The sequence below is a fragment of the Streptomyces sp. NPDC089799 genome (genome assembly GCF_040684755.1).
Taxonomy (GTDB): Bacteria; Actinomycetota; Actinomycetes; order Streptomycetales; family Streptomycetaceae; genus Streptomyces.
Genome location: NZ_JBFBGR010000024.1, coordinates 78,094 through 92,345 on the forward strand (window position 1 = coordinate 78,094; position 14,252 = coordinate 92,345).

14 protein-coding genes and 2 pseudogenes are annotated in these 14,252 nt (G+C 68.5%); 8 read left to right on the forward strand and 8 right to left on the reverse strand.

The window, feature by feature from the left end:
• Nucleotides 1-311 precede the first annotated feature (311 nt).
• Nucleotides 312-503: a hypothetical protein gene (locus AB0O36_RS24950; RefSeq protein ID WP_365114190.1), complete on the forward strand. Its 192-nt coding sequence runs from the start codon at nt 312-314 to the stop codon at nt 501-503.
• A 235-nt stretch (nt 504-738) separates the two neighbouring features.
• Here the strand turns inward: AB0O36_RS24950 and AB0O36_RS24955 are convergent, their stop codons facing one another.
• From AB0O36_RS24955 to AB0O36_RS24980, 6 genes and pseudogenes are all read right to left on the reverse strand, one after another.
• A complete protein-coding gene (locus AB0O36_RS24955; RefSeq protein WP_365114192.1) occupies nt 739-1,896 on the reverse strand; it encodes an ATP-binding protein in 1,158 nt (385 codons plus the stop codon).
• Nucleotides 1,897-2,220: 324 nt separating this feature from the next.
• Nucleotides 2,221-2,607, reverse strand: a pseudogene (locus AB0O36_RS24960) (transposase); the annotation flags it as partial.
• Between the two features lie 370 nt (nt 2,608-2,977).
• Nucleotides 2,978-3,229, reverse strand: a complete 252-nt coding sequence (locus AB0O36_RS24965) for a type II toxin-antitoxin system RelE/ParE family toxin (protein ID WP_365114194.1) — start codon at nt 3,227-3,229, stop codon at nt 2,978-2,980.
• The gene (locus AB0O36_RS24970) at nt 3,226-3,480 is read right to left on the reverse strand and encodes a type II toxin-antitoxin system Phd/YefM family antitoxin (protein WP_365114196.1); all 255 of its coding nucleotides are present in this window, start codon (nt 3,478-3,480) and stop codon (nt 3,226-3,228) included. Before AB0O36_RS24970 ends, AB0O36_RS24965 begins: the two co-directional genes overlap by 4 nt.
• 515 nt (nt 3,481-3,995) lie before the next feature.
• Nucleotides 3,996-4,634 (reverse strand): hypothetical protein, encoded by a 639-nt coding sequence (locus tag AB0O36_RS24975; protein WP_365114199.1) that lies wholly within the window; start codon nt 4,632-4,634, stop codon nt 3,996-3,998.
• Nucleotides 4,635-4,690: 56 nt separating this feature from the next.
• Nucleotides 4,691-5,554, reverse strand: a complete 864-nt coding sequence (locus tag AB0O36_RS24980) for a hypothetical protein (RefSeq protein ID WP_365114201.1) — start codon at nt 5,552-5,554, stop codon at nt 4,691-4,693.
• Between the two features lie 59 nt (nt 5,555-5,613).
• On the opposite strand from AB0O36_RS24980, the gene AB0O36_RS24985 reads away from it, so the two are divergent.
• On the forward strand, nt 5,614-6,192 hold the full coding sequence (locus AB0O36_RS24985) for a YdeI/OmpD-associated family protein (protein WP_365114203.1): 579 nt from the start codon (nt 5,614-5,616) through the stop codon (nt 6,190-6,192).
• 69 nt (nt 6,193-6,261) lie between these two features.
• Here the strand turns inward: AB0O36_RS24985 and AB0O36_RS24990 are convergent, their stop codons facing one another.
• Nucleotides 6,262-7,302 (reverse strand): endonuclease VII domain-containing protein, encoded by a 1,041-nt coding sequence (locus AB0O36_RS24990; protein WP_365114205.1) that lies wholly within the window; start codon nt 7,300-7,302, stop codon nt 6,262-6,264.
• A 145-nt stretch (nt 7,303-7,447) separates the two neighbouring features.
• On the opposite strand from AB0O36_RS24990, the gene AB0O36_RS24995 reads away from it, so the two are divergent.
• From AB0O36_RS24995 to AB0O36_RS25020, 6 genes and pseudogenes are all read left to right on the forward strand, one after another.
• A complete protein-coding gene (locus AB0O36_RS24995; protein ID WP_365114207.1) occupies nt 7,448-7,660 on the forward strand; it encodes a hypothetical protein in 213 nt (70 codons plus the stop codon).
• Nucleotides 7,661-8,140: 480 nt separating this feature from the next.
• Nucleotides 8,141-9,193 (forward strand): serine hydrolase domain-containing protein, encoded by a 1,053-nt coding sequence (locus AB0O36_RS25000; RefSeq protein WP_365114209.1) that lies wholly within the window; start codon nt 8,141-8,143, stop codon nt 9,191-9,193.
• Nucleotides 9,194-9,343: 150 nt separating this feature from the next.
• Entirely contained in the window at nt 9,344-9,751 is a 408-nt protein-coding gene (locus AB0O36_RS25005; RefSeq protein WP_365114211.1) for a Tn3 family transposase, read from the forward strand.
• Nucleotides 9,752-10,318: 567 nt separating this feature from the next.
• Nucleotides 10,319-11,758, forward strand: coding sequence for a hypothetical protein (locus AB0O36_RS25010; protein WP_365114213.1), 1,440 nt, complete (start codon nt 10,319-10,321; stop codon nt 11,756-11,758).
• Complete coding sequence (locus AB0O36_RS25015) at nt 11,755-12,906, forward strand: hypothetical protein (RefSeq protein WP_365114215.1); 1,152 nt, start codon at nt 11,755-11,757, stop codon at nt 12,904-12,906. Before AB0O36_RS25010 ends, AB0O36_RS25015 begins: the two co-directional genes overlap by 4 nt.
• A 121-nt stretch (nt 12,907-13,027) precedes the next feature.
• A pseudogene (locus AB0O36_RS25020) lies at nt 13,028-13,737 on the forward strand (Tn3 family transposase); the annotation flags it as partial.
• Nucleotides 13,738-13,782: 45 nt separating this feature from the next.
• Here AB0O36_RS25020 and AB0O36_RS25025 read toward each other — a convergent pair.
• A complete protein-coding gene (locus tag AB0O36_RS25025; protein ID WP_365114217.1) occupies nt 13,783-14,244 on the reverse strand; it encodes a Clp protease N-terminal domain-containing protein in 462 nt (153 codons plus the stop codon).
• Nucleotides 14,245-14,252: the final 8 nt, after the last annotated feature.

A 14,252-nucleotide genomic window follows, 5' to 3' on the forward strand; every position in this document is an offset into this window, starting at 1 on the left:
CGCAGGGCTCCCCTATGGCCCTGTCGTATGCGACCTGGCATGGATCGCAGGCGCGAATGTATGAATCATTCATGCGGCGATCAAGAGATTCTCACGTCAATCTCATCAAGTGCAGCTAGTTGCAGGGTTGCCTAAACGGCCTAGATTTGGCCTAACCGGAACAATTTGCGGCTTGGCCTATTGGGCCACATCACGCCGTGGCGGCCTGAACTGAACCTGTCTGTTGTATAAGGCCTATTCCCAGGGGTGGCGTGACGCGGGGGCGCGCTGTTCTCATCTGCTCCACGCCACGTTGATCAGGTTCCGCTGGGTTGTTCTTCGAGCCGGCCTCGGCCCGGATCCCGGCGATCCGGGCACGGACGAGGCCGCGGTGGGCCTCCGCGGTCCGCATCGAGGCGTACTGGCTCGGCACGGTGCGGACCGCCAGCTCCTCCGCCCTGCGGAAAGTCGACCACCGCGTCCGGCACCTCCTCCCGCTTCGGAAGCGCGCCATCCGCTGGTAGGGCTTCAAAAGCAGCAGCGCCAACTGGTGGTCCTCGATGTCCGCGCGCTCCTGGCTTCCGCTGTGCGACGCGCCGACCTTTGAGGCTTCTCGAGGGTGAAGCTCTCCTCGCGTCGTGGTCGCGGCCGGGTGGCCCGCAGACACTGCGGATCGCTTCGGATGTGCTGCCGGACTCCGCCACTTCCGGCGCCCTGCCGGTCCGGTTCTTCCGGACCGGCAGGGCGGTTCGTGGTCGGTCAGTTTTTGCGGGCGCCCTGGACGGTCCGGTCGATGATGGCTGCGGCCTGCTCCGGTTCTTTCTTCAGCCACCTGCCGAGGCGGTCCTGGACGGCCTGTTCGACGCAGTCGCGTACTTCGGAGTTGCCCAGCACGCCAAGCGTGGAGCCCTCGAACTCGGGACGGTCCAGCTTCACTGACACGACCGCCGTCAGGCCCTCGCCGATCCGATCGGCGTCAAGGTCGGGGTCCGTAGCTGTCAGCAGCCCCTGCTCCCGGGCGTACGCGGTGACCGAGGCCGTCATCCCGTCGCGGAAGCCGACCTCGTGCGTGCCGCCGATGGTGGGCCGGCTGTTGGCGAAGCTCCGGATCCCCTCCCCAGGGCAGCTGCACCAGCGGAAGGCCACCTCCATCATCCCCGCCATCCGAGGGTCCTCGTGCTCGAAGGCGATGGTGTCCGTGGGGGCGGACGCCGCCGCGTGGCCGTCGAGGAAGGCGACGAAGTCCCGCGCCCCGTCCGGAAACCGGAGCCGCACCGAACGGGACTCATCCGGGCGGCGCAGGTCGGTCAGCGAGATCTCCAGACCCTGGTTCAGGAAGGCCAGTTCCCTGAATCGCTCCTCCAGTCCGTCGAACGAGAACTCCGCGGCTCCGAAGATGTCGGCGTCGGGCCAGAAGGCAAGGGTGGTCCCGCTTCCCGTCGCCGCCCCTGCCTCGGTGAGCGGGGTGACGGCCACGGCGCGCGCGTACTCCTGGACCCATCGAGCCCCCTCGCGCCGTACCTCTGCCGTCATCCGTTGCGACAAGGCATTGATGACCGCGGGCCCGAAGCCGCACAGGCCGAGCATTACGTCGTGGCGGCCTCCGGCTCCTCTCCAGGCCTGCATTTGGGTGAGCAGGGCTTCGAGCCCTGGACCGGCCCCCGTCTCGTCGATGGGAATGCCCGGCCCGTCGTCGGCGACACACACGCCGCCGTCGGGCGTGAGAGTGACGTCAACGGAGGCGGCACGGCCGGCCAGAACCTCGTTCACGGCCCGCTCCGCGACCTCGAACACCATCTGGCGCAGGCCGCGTTCACTTGTCGAGCCGACGTACATTCCGGGCCGCTTTCGAACGGCTTCCCACCCCTGAAGTACCTGGATGTTGCTGGCGTCGTATCTGGTGGCTTCCTCGGTCACGATGTCCCCTCCGATGGTGTCCAGCAGGACTCCCCAGGCTAGGCGAATCCGAGGAAAACACCAGGTCAGAGCGTCTTTCCCGATGTCGCAGGCGGGCGTGTGAGTGACTGCCCGGAGGTGGTCGGCCCAGGGGCCTCGAATCATCGCCGGAGTGCGGCCGCGGTGCCGCCGAGGGCGTGAACGGCACCCTTACCAGCGGCCCTGAGGCCCCAGTTTCGACTCCGGCAGAATCCTCCCCTGTCCGGTGCCTCTCCCCAGGCGACAAGCCGGCTCCCGAGGGCCGCCATGTTCACGTCTGCTCCTCGCGCGGGTGGTGCCGTATCAGTCGGTGACCTGCGTCGTGGCCGCGTTCAGGCTCACCCCGTGTCCGGCTTGGCGAGGCGGAACTCCTTGCCGTGCTTCAGCGGTCGCCCGCCCTGGGGATGGGCCAGGGCGTACTCCCTGAGCGAGGGTGTCGGCCATCACGTGACCCGGTCGGAACGCATCCGTCCCAGGACCTCGACTGGGAGGGTGTCGAGGAGGTGGACCATGCGTGGAGCGTCGCGCTGGCGTCGAAGACGATGAGGTTGTCGCGGTCGCCGACGTGCCAGCGGCCCATCCGATCAGACCGGTGACCACCCTGCGGAGCTGGGAGGCGGTGGCCATGGCGACGTCGTCCTCGGGCCCGAGGCGGACGGTATCCAGGAGCCGGCACCAGGACGTCCGGCCCGATGCGTAGGGTCGTCCCCGCATCTGCGGGGAGCTGCCATTCGGAGCAAACCGAATGGTGCGAGCGTCAGGTTCTTGTGGGCGGCGAGCGGATCGACTGGGCGGCGGCCGAAGCTTTGCTGGGCACCAGGCGAATCGCTGAGGCCCGGCCGCGCCTGAGCGGGAACTCCAGCGGTCCGGAGCTGGTCGAGCAGGCTGCTCTGGTCCATCCGATGCCCGGGCGCCGAAGCGGTTCGGTTGGACCGCGGACGCCTCCGGAAGACGGCCGGCTCTGACCATGTCGGACCTGTTGGGTCCAACGGGTCCGACAGGGGAACGGCGATGGGCCGGACCGTGGTCGGTCCGGCCCATCTGGGCGCGCTCTTGGGGTGTGTCAGCCGAGGCGGCCGAGGTGGATGACCACGATGGTGACGGTGGCCTCGGTGATCTCGTACAGGACCCGGTAGCGGCCGACATGCATCCGGCGCAGGTCCGCGGAGCCGAAGGGGGTGGTGCCCTCGGGCCGGGGCTGGTCGGCGAGGAGGTCGACGGCGTCCATCAGCTGGCGCAGGCCCTCGGGGTCGTCTTTGAGGAAGTGGGCGGCCGCGTCGATGGGGGGCTCGTCCCAGACGATCGCGTAGGTCACCCGCGCTCCAGGCCGAGCCGGGCGCGGACATCATCGTGGGGGACGGTCGCGGCGGCGCCGGCGGACTGCCGCTCCCGGTACAGGGCCAGGGCGAGCGCGTCCTCCAGATCGGCGAGCTCCTGGGGGTTGATGAGCACGGCCGCGGGCTGGCCGTGGTCGGTGATGGTGATGCGCTCCCGGGCGTGGGACGCCCGGCGGACCAGCGAGCCGAACTTCGCCCGCGCTTCGGTGATCGGCAGAGTCTCACTCATGTACAGAACTGTACACTTCTCGCGCCTTGGATGGATGGCTGTACGGATGGTCCTCGCGCCCGGTTGGCCCCGGACGCGGCCCTGCGTCCTCTTGTCCCGTCGAGTGGGGGCCTCGGCCCCGAGGCGTGGGAGTTCTCCCGCCGAGCGGTGTCAGGGGCGGTCGCAGGGCGGGGCCACGGGCTGGTCACTGTTTGTATCGACGAAGGCGTCGGAGACCCACTGGCCGTCGCCGATCTTGTCCCACAGAGATCACGGCGTCGTCGCGGCCCTCGGCCCCGGTGTCACCCAGTGGCGGCCCGGCGTTGGGGCTCGTGGAGGCCGGATGCTCGGCTAACGGGCACGTCCGGTTCGGAGGGCGGTCCGGGGAAACGGGCTGGTCGAAAGACCAGAACCGCGCCTCGGGCCGACCCTACTGACCGGACCGCCGCCTTCCCGGGTCCCGCACTGCGAGGAGAGGATCACCACAGGCCTGGCAGCGGCTGGCCTGTGGAGCCCAGGCGGTGCGGGCCGGCGACTCATGGCACCGAGACGAACCGCTCGGGCCGTCCGTTCGGTGCGATGCGCACCACGTGCACCGCGCCGTCCCCGGTGACCATCCGCACCCGGTCGGCGGTCTCCCAGGAAGCATCGGCGAGCTCGTTCCCCATGGCGTCCCCGTTGAAGAATCCGACGCGCCATCGTCGCTCGGTAAGCCCCCCACCTTGGTGGACGTACACGTACCAGAGCGGGTCGATCGCGGCTGATCCCTCCTCCACCACCAGCCGGCGGTCCCCGCGGCCCGGCGCGGGGACCCGGGCCGTCTCCTCGACGTCCCCCACTACGAGGAGGACGAGCGGTGCCGACAACATCAGCACCAGGCCGAGGCCACCGAGCGGAACGAGCAAACCCAGGCGGAGCCGCCGGGTCCGTACCCCCAGCCGGACAGAACCCGCCAACAGGGCCAGGGCGGTGAAGCCCATCAGCAGGGGGTGCGAACGGACCGAAGCGGCCACCACCAGGCCGCCGTCGCGCGGCTGGGCCGCGGCGAGCCCGGCGACGGCCGCCAGCGCAGTGGCGGCCAGGAGCATCACCACCGCCCACCGGCGCCGCGGGTCGGCGGCCGGCCCGCTCTGGTGCTCGCGCGGTGCGCTGCGGGCATACGAACGACCGGTCACAGATGTCCCCTCCCTGCTTCGACCGGGCCACTGTACGAGCCGCTTCTCCCACCCGGTCAGGCGGCAGGCGGGGAGTGGGTGATGGCGTCGGCGGAGAGGGTGGGGGCGATGTCTTCGAGGTCGGGGTGGGTGGCGGCGACGGCGCGCAGGACCCGGAGGACTGACTGGGGTTCGAGGGGGTTGCCGTTGACGGTGGTGAACAGGTGGCCGGTGTCGGGTACGGCGGCGGCGCGCAGCGGCAGGTATTCGTCGATGGCGCGTACGGCGTCGTGGTGGACGGGCTGGAGGCGGGTGGCGTCGGAGGCGGCGTTCTTCTGGGGGACGTCCCAGGTGGTGCGGTGCTGTTCCTGGTGGCGGCCGGTCAGGCGCATGGCGGTGATCTGGCCGGGGCGCAGGATGTCGTCCTCGTGGTGGCGGCCCCAGAGGTAGTGGTTGAGGCAGAGGTAGACCAGGGCGCGGGCGCGTGGGGGGCGTTCGCGGGTGGTGCCGGGGTAGCGGTCGGCGGCCTGGGCGAGCCAGCGGCACTGGTCGGCGGTGAGGAGGTCCCGGCCGGGCAAACCGGCGGAGAAGTTGCCGCCGCGCCGGAACTGCAGGGAGCGGGCGGTGCCGGCCGGGACGAGCCCGGGCCCGGCGGGGGCGGCAGTCTCCATCCACCGGTAGAAGGAGCGGACGGCCCCGCAGGCGGCATCCCGGGAGCGGGCGGCCACCGCGTAGCCGATCGCCCAGTTCTGCAGCGCCATGGGGGTGGGTTGCAGGTACAGGTCGGGGTCGGGCTGCCCGTCGGTGCCGCAGCCGGTGGTGAGCCAGTGCAGGACGGCGGGCCGGTAGTGCTCGACGGCCTGGTATCCGAAGTAGCCGTTGGCCTCGGAATTCGGGCCCGCCAGCCAGGTCTCCACCAGCCCCGCCACGTCATGGTTCATCCGGCCAAATTACCTGTACCACGAGGAGCTCCGGGGTCGCGCGCGATAGCCTGCGCCGCATGGATGAGATCACGGGGGTGGAGATCATCGCTTTCGCGGACGCTGCGGCGTTTGAGAGCTGGCTGGCCGAGCACTACACGCGCCACGAGGGTGTGTGGATCAAGGTAGCCAAGAAGAAGTCCGGCATTCCGACGGTCACCGACGACGAATTGGTCGACATTGGGCTGTGCTACGGCTGGATCTCTGGGCAACGGCGGTCGTTCGACGAGCAGCATTACCTGCAGAAGTACGTGCCACGTCGACCCAAGAGCCTGTGGTCGCAAGTGAATGTGGACAAGGTGGCGATGCTGACCGCCACGGGGCGGATGCGTGAACCCGGGTTGGCCGAGGTGCGCAGGGCGCAGGAGGACGGGCGATGGGCGGCGGCCTACGAGTCGCAGAAGACGGCGACGGTACCGTCCGACCTCGCGGCGGTGCTCGATGCGAACCCTGAGGCCAAGAAGGCGTTCGAGGCGCTCGACAAGACCGGACGCTACCTGCTGATCCTGCCGTTGCTTCAGGCGCTCACGCCGGAGGCCAGGCAGGTTCGGCTCGACAAAGCCCTGGACATGCTGGGGAGCGTCGACAGCCCGGAATGAGCCGGTAGCCGCAAGCCTGAGGCGGCCGCGCCCATGGAGCAGCACGCCTGGCGATTCCCGCCGACTGAATCACGAAGGCGACGTGACGCCGGAGGAGTCCTGGGGCTCCCGCTGCTCAGCGATCTCCAGGTAGCGCACAGCCGAACGGAGCCTGTCGGTTGCGTCGCCGAAATGCCCGAGCCCCAGGTTGCACCGCTGGCACAACAACCCGCGGACCAACCCGGTCACGTGTGAGTGGTCGACGCACGGAGGCAGTGTCTCCGGATCAAAGCTGCGGGAGCAGATCGCGCACGCGAGGTCCTGGGCCACCAGCAGTGCCTCGAAGTCCTCCGGAGTCATGTTGTAGTTCACCCGTAGCCACCGCTTCCGCTCCTTCTCCGCGAAGCACCGCTTGCAGATTCGGGTCTCTCCGTTGTCGTACCAGCCGACCTCCGCGAACGTGTGGCCGTTGGGGCACTCCGGCGTGTTCTCCCAGCTCTTCCGCGGTTTCCACTGGTGCTCGTCCGGGCCTTTGCCCTGCCGGGCGGCCTGGGCATGGGAGACACACTCTCGGCATGCGAGCCGACCGTGGGCATCGCGGTAGGTGTTCTCCTCCGTACGCTCGTGCCCGTTCGCGCAGCGCTCCAGATGATCTTCCCGCTTCCCCTTGTACTGGCCCGCGTCACCCAGCGGCGTCCTCCCCTGCCGGGGCACAGATGCCTTCAAGTGTCCGGCGGCAAGGCACAGCTTGTTGCCGCAGGTCTGGCGAACGTGCTGGCCCTTGCGCAGGGTCTCCCCAGTGGCCTTCTCGTACATCCAGCGATGCAGCGCGATCTGGAGGGTCTTGCCTTCCTCCCGGTAAGACCGGCGGTCGCTCGTCTGCGGCCGCCCTTCCTTGCCGGTCGTCCCCTCCCAGACCAGACAGTCCCCCTTCTGGGTGCATTTCCCTCGGACCCACTCCACCGTGACATCCTCGACCTCTTCGCGGATGTAGATCGCGGAGCCGTATTTCTTGGCCCGTCTGTAGCAGGGCTGGCACATTCCATCCCGCAGCGGCTTGTACGGCTTCTTGCACTTCCGGCAGAGTCCGGGCGCCACCGATGCCTCAGGAACGTTGATCTCGCGCTCCATGCGCGCAGGGTAGAAGCCGCCTCTGACAGTAGACCCGCCGACCACTGGCAACGGGCCGGCCCCGGGGGCCAGCGAACGCGGCGGCATGGACCCGACCGGACATCGCCTGAGTGCGGCCCATGGCCCCGGAGCCGACTCTGGAGCCATGGCCGACGAGTCCAGAGTGACCATCCACCCTCCCGACGACCGGGGGCGCCGCCTGGTGACCTACCGGCGCGAGGAGCTCGGCCGCGCGACCAGCGAGCGGGACGTCCGGGAGTTCCTCTACCGGGCAGGCATGGCCGACGCCGAAGACGTCGACCTCACCGACGAGGCCCTCTTCGACTGGCAGGGCACCGGACCCGAGTCCTGGGCCTGAGCCGTGAAGGCCCTGTGGAACGGCGCGATCTCGTTTGGGCTGGTCACTTCTCTGAACCGGATGAGGCATCACCTCGGACCTATGGATCCGTGAGGTGCTCCGCCCAAGCACCTCGCACTGTCGGCTTGCGCCAGTTCCTTGATGCCGGAGCTTCGTTGTATCGCGGGCGTATCGAAAACCCCATACGCCACCGCAACAGCCTTCCGTCTTGAGTAGCGGCACGGACCGCAGCAGACCGGCAACGGCCGGTTTGTCGATCAGGGAAGGATCGTGATCATGGACTCGGATTCCGTACGTGGTACCGATCGGCGGCGACTGCTCAGGTGGGGTGGGGCAGCGGCCGCCGGCGTGGTGGCGACCGGCGCGCCGCTGGTGGGCGCCCAACCCGGCCATGCCTGGGCTGCGAGACCGCACCGTCCGACCCCGGGCGACCCCGACATCCCACTGGACACCCGTCCCGGCGGAGCCTACGACCGATACGTGGCGCAGCTGGCCGCTCAGGGCAGGTTCTCCGGCGTGGTGCTGTTATCGCACCAGGGCCGGACGGTGCTGTCGCGCAGCTACGGCATGGCCGACAAGGAGAGGAGCATCCGCCATCACGAGGGCGTCGCGTTCAGCCTCGGTTCGGCGGGCAAGCCATTCGGTGCGGTGGCCATCTTGCAGTTGGCGCAGCAGGGCAAGGTGAAGCTGTCGGACACGGTGGGCAGCCATCTGAAGGGCTTCGCCAAAGACGTCGCCGACCAGGTGACCATCCACCACCTGCTCTCCGGCACCTCCGGGCTGGACAGCCCGGAGGAGGACGTGCAACGCGTCTTCCAGAGCCGGGACGAGGTGCAGAAGTACTACGAGCAGCGGGCCCGGCGGGCGAAGCTGGTGGGCGTCCCGGGCACCCCAGGCACCGCTCACGCGGAGGCGGAGGTCACCATTTCCGCGCTGATCGTGGAGGCCGTGGCCGGCACGACGTACTGGGACTACGTCGAGAAACACATCTTCAAGCGCTCCGGGATGACTGGCTCGGCGTTCTGCACCAGGCCGCAGTGGCTCGCCGACAAGCACATCGCGCACCCGTACATGACGCTGGCCGACGGTAGCCAGGTGGATGCCGTCCGCAATCTGGACAGGGGCAGCCCGTACCCGAACGTACTCGGCAGGAATCCGGCCCGCGCCTTCATCGATGCCCCCGGGGACGGTGGCTTCGCCACCGCGCCGGATCTGGTCCGGTTCGCGCACGCGCTGGGCGACGGGACGCTCCTGGACCGGCCCTGGGCCGATGTGCTCACCGGGGCCAAGATCCCCCACGGACCGGCGTCGTTCGGCGCGTACGGGATTGCGGTCTCCATCGTCAACGGCCAATGGAAGTGCCAGCGCGCCGGCGGCAACCCCGGTGTCTCCGCCAAGTGGACCATCTACCCGTACACCGGCTGGGTCGGCGTCATTCTGAGCAACATCGACGGCGTGCCGCTGCAGGACATGGGCGAGCGGGAGACACAGGCCATCACTGGGGCTACGCCTGGCGGCGGGTCAGGTGGCTGAGGTGATCCGGCGGCCTGGTTGCACGTACGGCTGGGCCGGGTCGGTCACTTCCACCAAGGCGCCGGTCTGGGGAGGACGAAGGTCTTCGGATCCTGAGAGGGATCACCGTCTCAAGCATGAGCGGAAGCCATCAGAGACGCCTTCTGAACTGTGCTTATTGACCGACTGGACCTTCAGCGGGAGGTCGAGGAGGGCCTGAACGTGATGGAGTCCTCCAACGGCGCGAACTCCGTGATCGCCTACGGCAAGGGCGGGGAGATCGCCTCGAACCGGCGCGACGAGCAGCAGATGTTCGTGCTGTGCCTGCACACCCTGCAATCGGCGCTGGTCTTCGTGAACACCCTGATGCTCCAGGACATCCTCGGCGAACCGGAGTGGGCCGGCCTCCCCACCCCCGCGGACCGGCGCGGCCTGACCCCGTTGTTCTGGTCCCACGTCCGGCCCTACGGCGAGGTGAACCTCGATATGGGCGCCCGCCTCAACCTCGCCGCGGCCTCCGTGCCGGGACCCCGGGCCCCGGCCGACCAGGCCGCGCGATCCACCGTGGAGAACGTATGAACCTGCGTCTGTACGGCACTGTGAGCGAACCGCGCCGGCGTCTCGCCTGGAGGGATCCCGACACGTGGCTGCCCCGGACACGCGCCTGGGCGACGGTGCTGGCCTCTCCCGTATGGTGGCGCCTGCCGGAGGAAGACCGCGACGCCCACCAGCTCCGGCGTCGAACTCGCCTTCTGGACCAACCGCCAGGTTCGCCGCAGCGGCCTGTGCCTGTCGTGCTGGATGCACGAGAGCGAGCCCCACATCCTCGTCTGCGACGGCGGCCGGTGCCGCAACTTCACCCAGCTCCTCGATGACGGCTTCGGCGGCCGTACAGTCGAAGCGGCGCCCGAAGCCACCTCTTATGGCTTCGGGCGCCGCTGCTCGTGGTGCGGTGTCAGGCGCGAGGATCGCCGCATGCAGGCGAGGTGAAGAAAACCAGTAGAGGGCCTGTGGCCTGCTCTGTTACGGTCCTGGGGCCGGCCGCGGGACTCCGGTGCGACTTCCGGAACCTGCCTCTGAAGCAATGATTCGCAGCTCGTGCCCCCATTCCCCGGCCGGCATCCGCACCCTTGAGGAATGAATGGGATGGATTCGTACGGGGACCTCGTCGCAGCCGACGATGTACTGCTCTTCGTCAACGCAGCGATCACCTCCACCGGCCAGCGTGAATTCCACAGCGACGCGGGCGAGCAGCGGCTGTCCTTGGACTTCCTCCATGCATACATGCTGGGCAACTACCGCGACCTGTACGCCGGAGTACTTGCGCTCGACATCAACGACTACAACGCAGTCCTCATCATCAGACAGTTGTTGGAGACCACCGGTGAGGCCACTGCCGACCAGCGTCGCAGCGAGGGCCGACTGATCGCGTGCCGTCTGGCGACGCTGCCGCCACAACGCGTGTACGGGCTGTTCGATGCCCTACGCCGGGCCGGGGTGAACAATCGTCGCACTCGCGCGATCATGCGTGACTGGCTGTCCGCCCGCCCGGACCTGGCGTTCGATGCCGTGAAGTACCGCAGCGGCCTCAAGCGAGCTCTTCGTCACGCACACCTGGCCCCTGCCACCGAGGAGCTAGGTGCGTTTGTATTTGCGCCGCTGACCCGCAAGCACTACGCCACCCCTCTCTTGGAGACGTGGCGCCGCGCGCACTACGAGCAGGCCGCCCTGTATGAGCTGCCCTATACGGCTGCCGAGGGCTTCGCCGCCAAGCACAACATCCCCCGGGATGTTTTCCTGGAGCGCATAGCCCCGCGGATGACCCGCCTGGAGACCTTGCGGTTGCAGGAATCCGCGCACAAGATCGGGATCACAGGAGTACAGGCAGACCTGTCCGGCATGCCGCTGACCCGGTTGGCAACCTATGTGCTTTCGCTGCCGGTCGAGGACCGCCTGCGCCGACGTGCCGAGCTGACCCATGGCCTGGAATCGGCCGCCGACCGGGTGGCCGGCTCCCACCGGGGGAGCTGGGGCAAGGTCACCGCCGTCCTGGACGACAGCTTTTCCGCCTTCGGTTCGACTCACAAGCGTCGTCGACCGCTGGCCGTGGCACTGGCCTGCCACTATCTGCTCGCGGCCCTTGCCAGCAACTACACCGGACTGTGGACGTCTGGGCGGACTGACGCACTGCTGACCCACCCGTACGGGCCCACGCCAGTGGGACGGCGGATCCTCGACGCGCTGGACACCACACCGTCCAGGCTGGTGATCGTTTCCGACGGATGGGACAACGCACCTCCCGGCCTGGCCGCCGAAGTTCTGCGCATCTGGCGCACTCGGCTCGACCCCGAGCGTCGCACCAGCATCGTCCATCTCAACCCCGTCTACGACGCGGCCGATTTCGACGTACGTCGACTGTCCTCGACCGTGCCCACCGCGGGTATCCGTGACGCCGAGGACCTTCCCGCCCTGGTGGAACTCGCCCAGTTCGCAGAAGGCCGGACCGGCCTGGCCGAACTGGTCACGTACATGAACACCCGTGCCGCTCGAATGCTGAGCGGACACCAGCAGGAGCAGGCGCGATGACCACACTGGACCTGACCGGCCTTGCCGCCCGCCCCTCACAGGTCTGGGGTGCCGTCCGTCTGGTGCCGCTCGTACGTGACGAACCTGTCGCCGATCTCCGCCTGCGCTCTCAGCTCTACGGCGATGCGGCCGGTCTGGTCGAGGTCGGCCCACGCGATGCCTATATCTCCTACATCCCACATGGATTCGTCGCTACATGGACTGACGATGGCACGCCGGCAGCCGCCTACGGCACCCAGCTTTCCACCGACGGCAACGCGGCTCCCTCCGCTGCAATGGGCCTGCACTTCCACCGCAGAATGGCCCGCCGTCAGGCCAAAGACCGGCTGCGGTTCCTCCCCATGCACCTGGCACTGGAAGGCTACCTGGCACTCCACTTCGGCGGCCCCTCGATCGCCTGGGAGGAGTGGTCGCAGCGTGCAATCCGCCAAGGGCTCTCCCCTCGCGTCGAGGAAGCCTATGTGGGTGCCGAAGTACGCGGACTCGCCGACGCACTGCGCATCTTCGAGATCCACCCCAACCAATGCGGTGTGATGGTCTACGTCGCTGACGCACTCGCGGCCACGTTCGCGGTCCCGCATCCCGACGACTACCGAGCCCTCCACCCAACACTCCTGCAGGACCTATATGGCGAACTGATCCACCACTACGCCACGCTGATGCCACCGGTACAGGATTTCCGGGCCCGCATCTCTGGCTCGCAGATCCGCTCCCTAGCCCACCTGCGCAGGGCAGTTGCCGAGCAGGAACATGCCTGGACATATTTTCACGACACAACCATGGCGGCCGGCCTGCTGGAGCACGCTTATACCTGGCAGTCGGTCTACCAGATGGGGCGCTTCACGCTCTCCCGCTTCCTGCCGCCGTTCCGCCCTAAGCAGGAGAACCACATCGGTGAGTCCATCGCCGACGACAGGGGCAGGATCGCCTACCTCAAGACGTTTCGTCTGTCGGAGACCCAGGTCCGTCGCGGTCACCTTCTCAGCAGGCTTGCCGCCAACGACTGGCACCTGGCGAACACCGCAGCCGATCTTGGCATCAATGAGGCTCAGCTAGGGCTGCGCCTGGAGTCCGCCGGCTTCGGTCTCCTGCTCCGTCAGGACGTTTTGGATGGATACCGCAAGCACGGACGAACCCGGACCGGCTGAGCGCGGCACAATCAACTGGCCTGCCGCAGTAAATGCCGGATTTATTGCGGCGGAGCCTCTACCGTGATCATCGCGACCTGCGGCGGGTTCTCCGGCCGTCGCAGGCGAGGTCTACGCATTTACTGCGGCAGGGGCAGACATCGTCTTCGGCCTGCTCACCCTCGCCGGGTTCGCGTACGCCCCGCAGCTCGCCGACCTGCCCGATCAGAAGATGTGGCGCATCGACCGCACCGCGGACTACGGCGCCTTCCAGGACGCGGCCCGCGGCCGGGTCGACCTCGCCCGCATCGAGCGGCACCGGGAGGACATCCTGCGGATCATCGGCTCCTCCACACCGGAGCCGTCCGCGCCTACGACGTCATCCGGCTGCTCTCCCGCGACGGGCGCCCGACCCCGCTCTGCGACGCGATCGCGCACTACGGGCGGATCGCGAAGAGCCTGCACATCCTGCGCCTGGCCGACGAGCCCGGCTATCGAAGGCAGATCAAGGTGCAGGCCAACCTCCAGGAAGGCCGGCACGCGCTCGCCCGGAGGATCTTCCACGGCCGCGCCGGGCAGCTCTACCAGCGCTACCAGGACGGCATGGAGGACCAGATCGGCGCCCTGGGCCTGGTCCTCAACGCCCTTGTGCTCTTCAACACCAGGTACATGGACGCCGCCGTGACGCGACTGCGCGCGGACAGTTTCGACGTCCGCGACGAGGATGTCGCCCGCCTCTCCCCGTTCGTGCGGCACCACATCAACATGCTCGGCCGCTACTCCTTCCAGCTCCCCGACCTGCCCGGCGGACTGAGGCCTTTGCGCGACCCGGACGCCCCCGAAGACGAGTGAGACCGGCGGCCGAGAGCCCCGCCCTGCGAGAGGACGCCCCGCGTCTCAGGCGCCCGTCCGAATGCGTTCCCGGACAGCGGCGCGGTCGATGCCGAGCTCTGCCATGAGCTCTGCCGCGGGATCCGGCTGCTCACAGTCGAGCAGGGCCAGCAGAAGATGCTCTGGTGTGATGCGCCGACTACTGGCCTTCCTCGTCTCAGCCAGGGCGCGTGGGAGGACGGCACGGGCGCCGGAGGTGAAGGGGGTGCGCTTGCGCGAGGCGGGAATCGGCGGCCGCTCGATCCCCTGGACGTCGATGCCGACCACGGCCAGCGCGGACCGGTCGAGGGAATCGAGAGCAGCACGCGCGGTTTCCAGGTCGGTTCCGAGGGCCCGTACCGCGCCGGGCTCGTGGAGCACTCCCAGAAGAAGGTGCTCGGTGCCGATGCGGCGATCGCCACGCAATGTGGCTTCGCCCAGTGCCGAAGTGACGGCCGCACGGGCACCTGCTGCGAATTGTTCGAACATTGGTCGTC

What these genes read in the sequence shown, in the direction of transcription:
- AB0O36_RS24970 (WP_365114196.1), bottom strand. Translation starts at nt 3,480, where the DNA reads ATGAGTGAGACTCTGCCGATCACCGAAGCGCGGGCGAAGTTCGGCTCG.
- AB0O36_RS24980 (WP_365114201.1), bottom strand. Translation starts at nt 5,554, where the DNA reads ATGAACCATGACGTGGCGGGGCTGGTGGAGACCTGGCTGGCGGGCCCG.
- AB0O36_RS24985 (WP_365114203.1), top strand. Translation starts at nt 5,614, where the DNA reads ATGGATGAGATCACGGGGGTGGAGATCATCGCTTTCGCGGACGCTGCG.
- AB0O36_RS24990 (WP_365114205.1), bottom strand. Translation starts at nt 7,302, where the DNA reads ATGGAGCGCGAGATCAACGTTCCTGAGGCATCGGTGGCGCCCGGACTC.
- AB0O36_RS24995 (WP_365114207.1), top strand. Translation starts at nt 7,448, where the DNA reads ATGGCCGACGAGTCCAGAGTGACCATCCACCCTCCCGACGACCGGGGG.
- AB0O36_RS25010 (WP_365114213.1), top strand. Translation starts at nt 10,319, where the DNA reads ATGGATTCGTACGGGGACCTCGTCGCAGCCGACGATGTACTGCTCTTC.
- AB0O36_RS25015 (WP_365114215.1), top strand. Translation starts at nt 11,755, where the DNA reads ATGACCACACTGGACCTGACCGGCCTTGCCGCCCGCCCCTCACAGGTC.
- AB0O36_RS25025 (WP_365114217.1), bottom strand. Translation starts at nt 14,244, where the DNA reads ATGTTCGAACAATTCGCAGCAGGTGCCCGTGCGGCCGTCACTTCGGCA.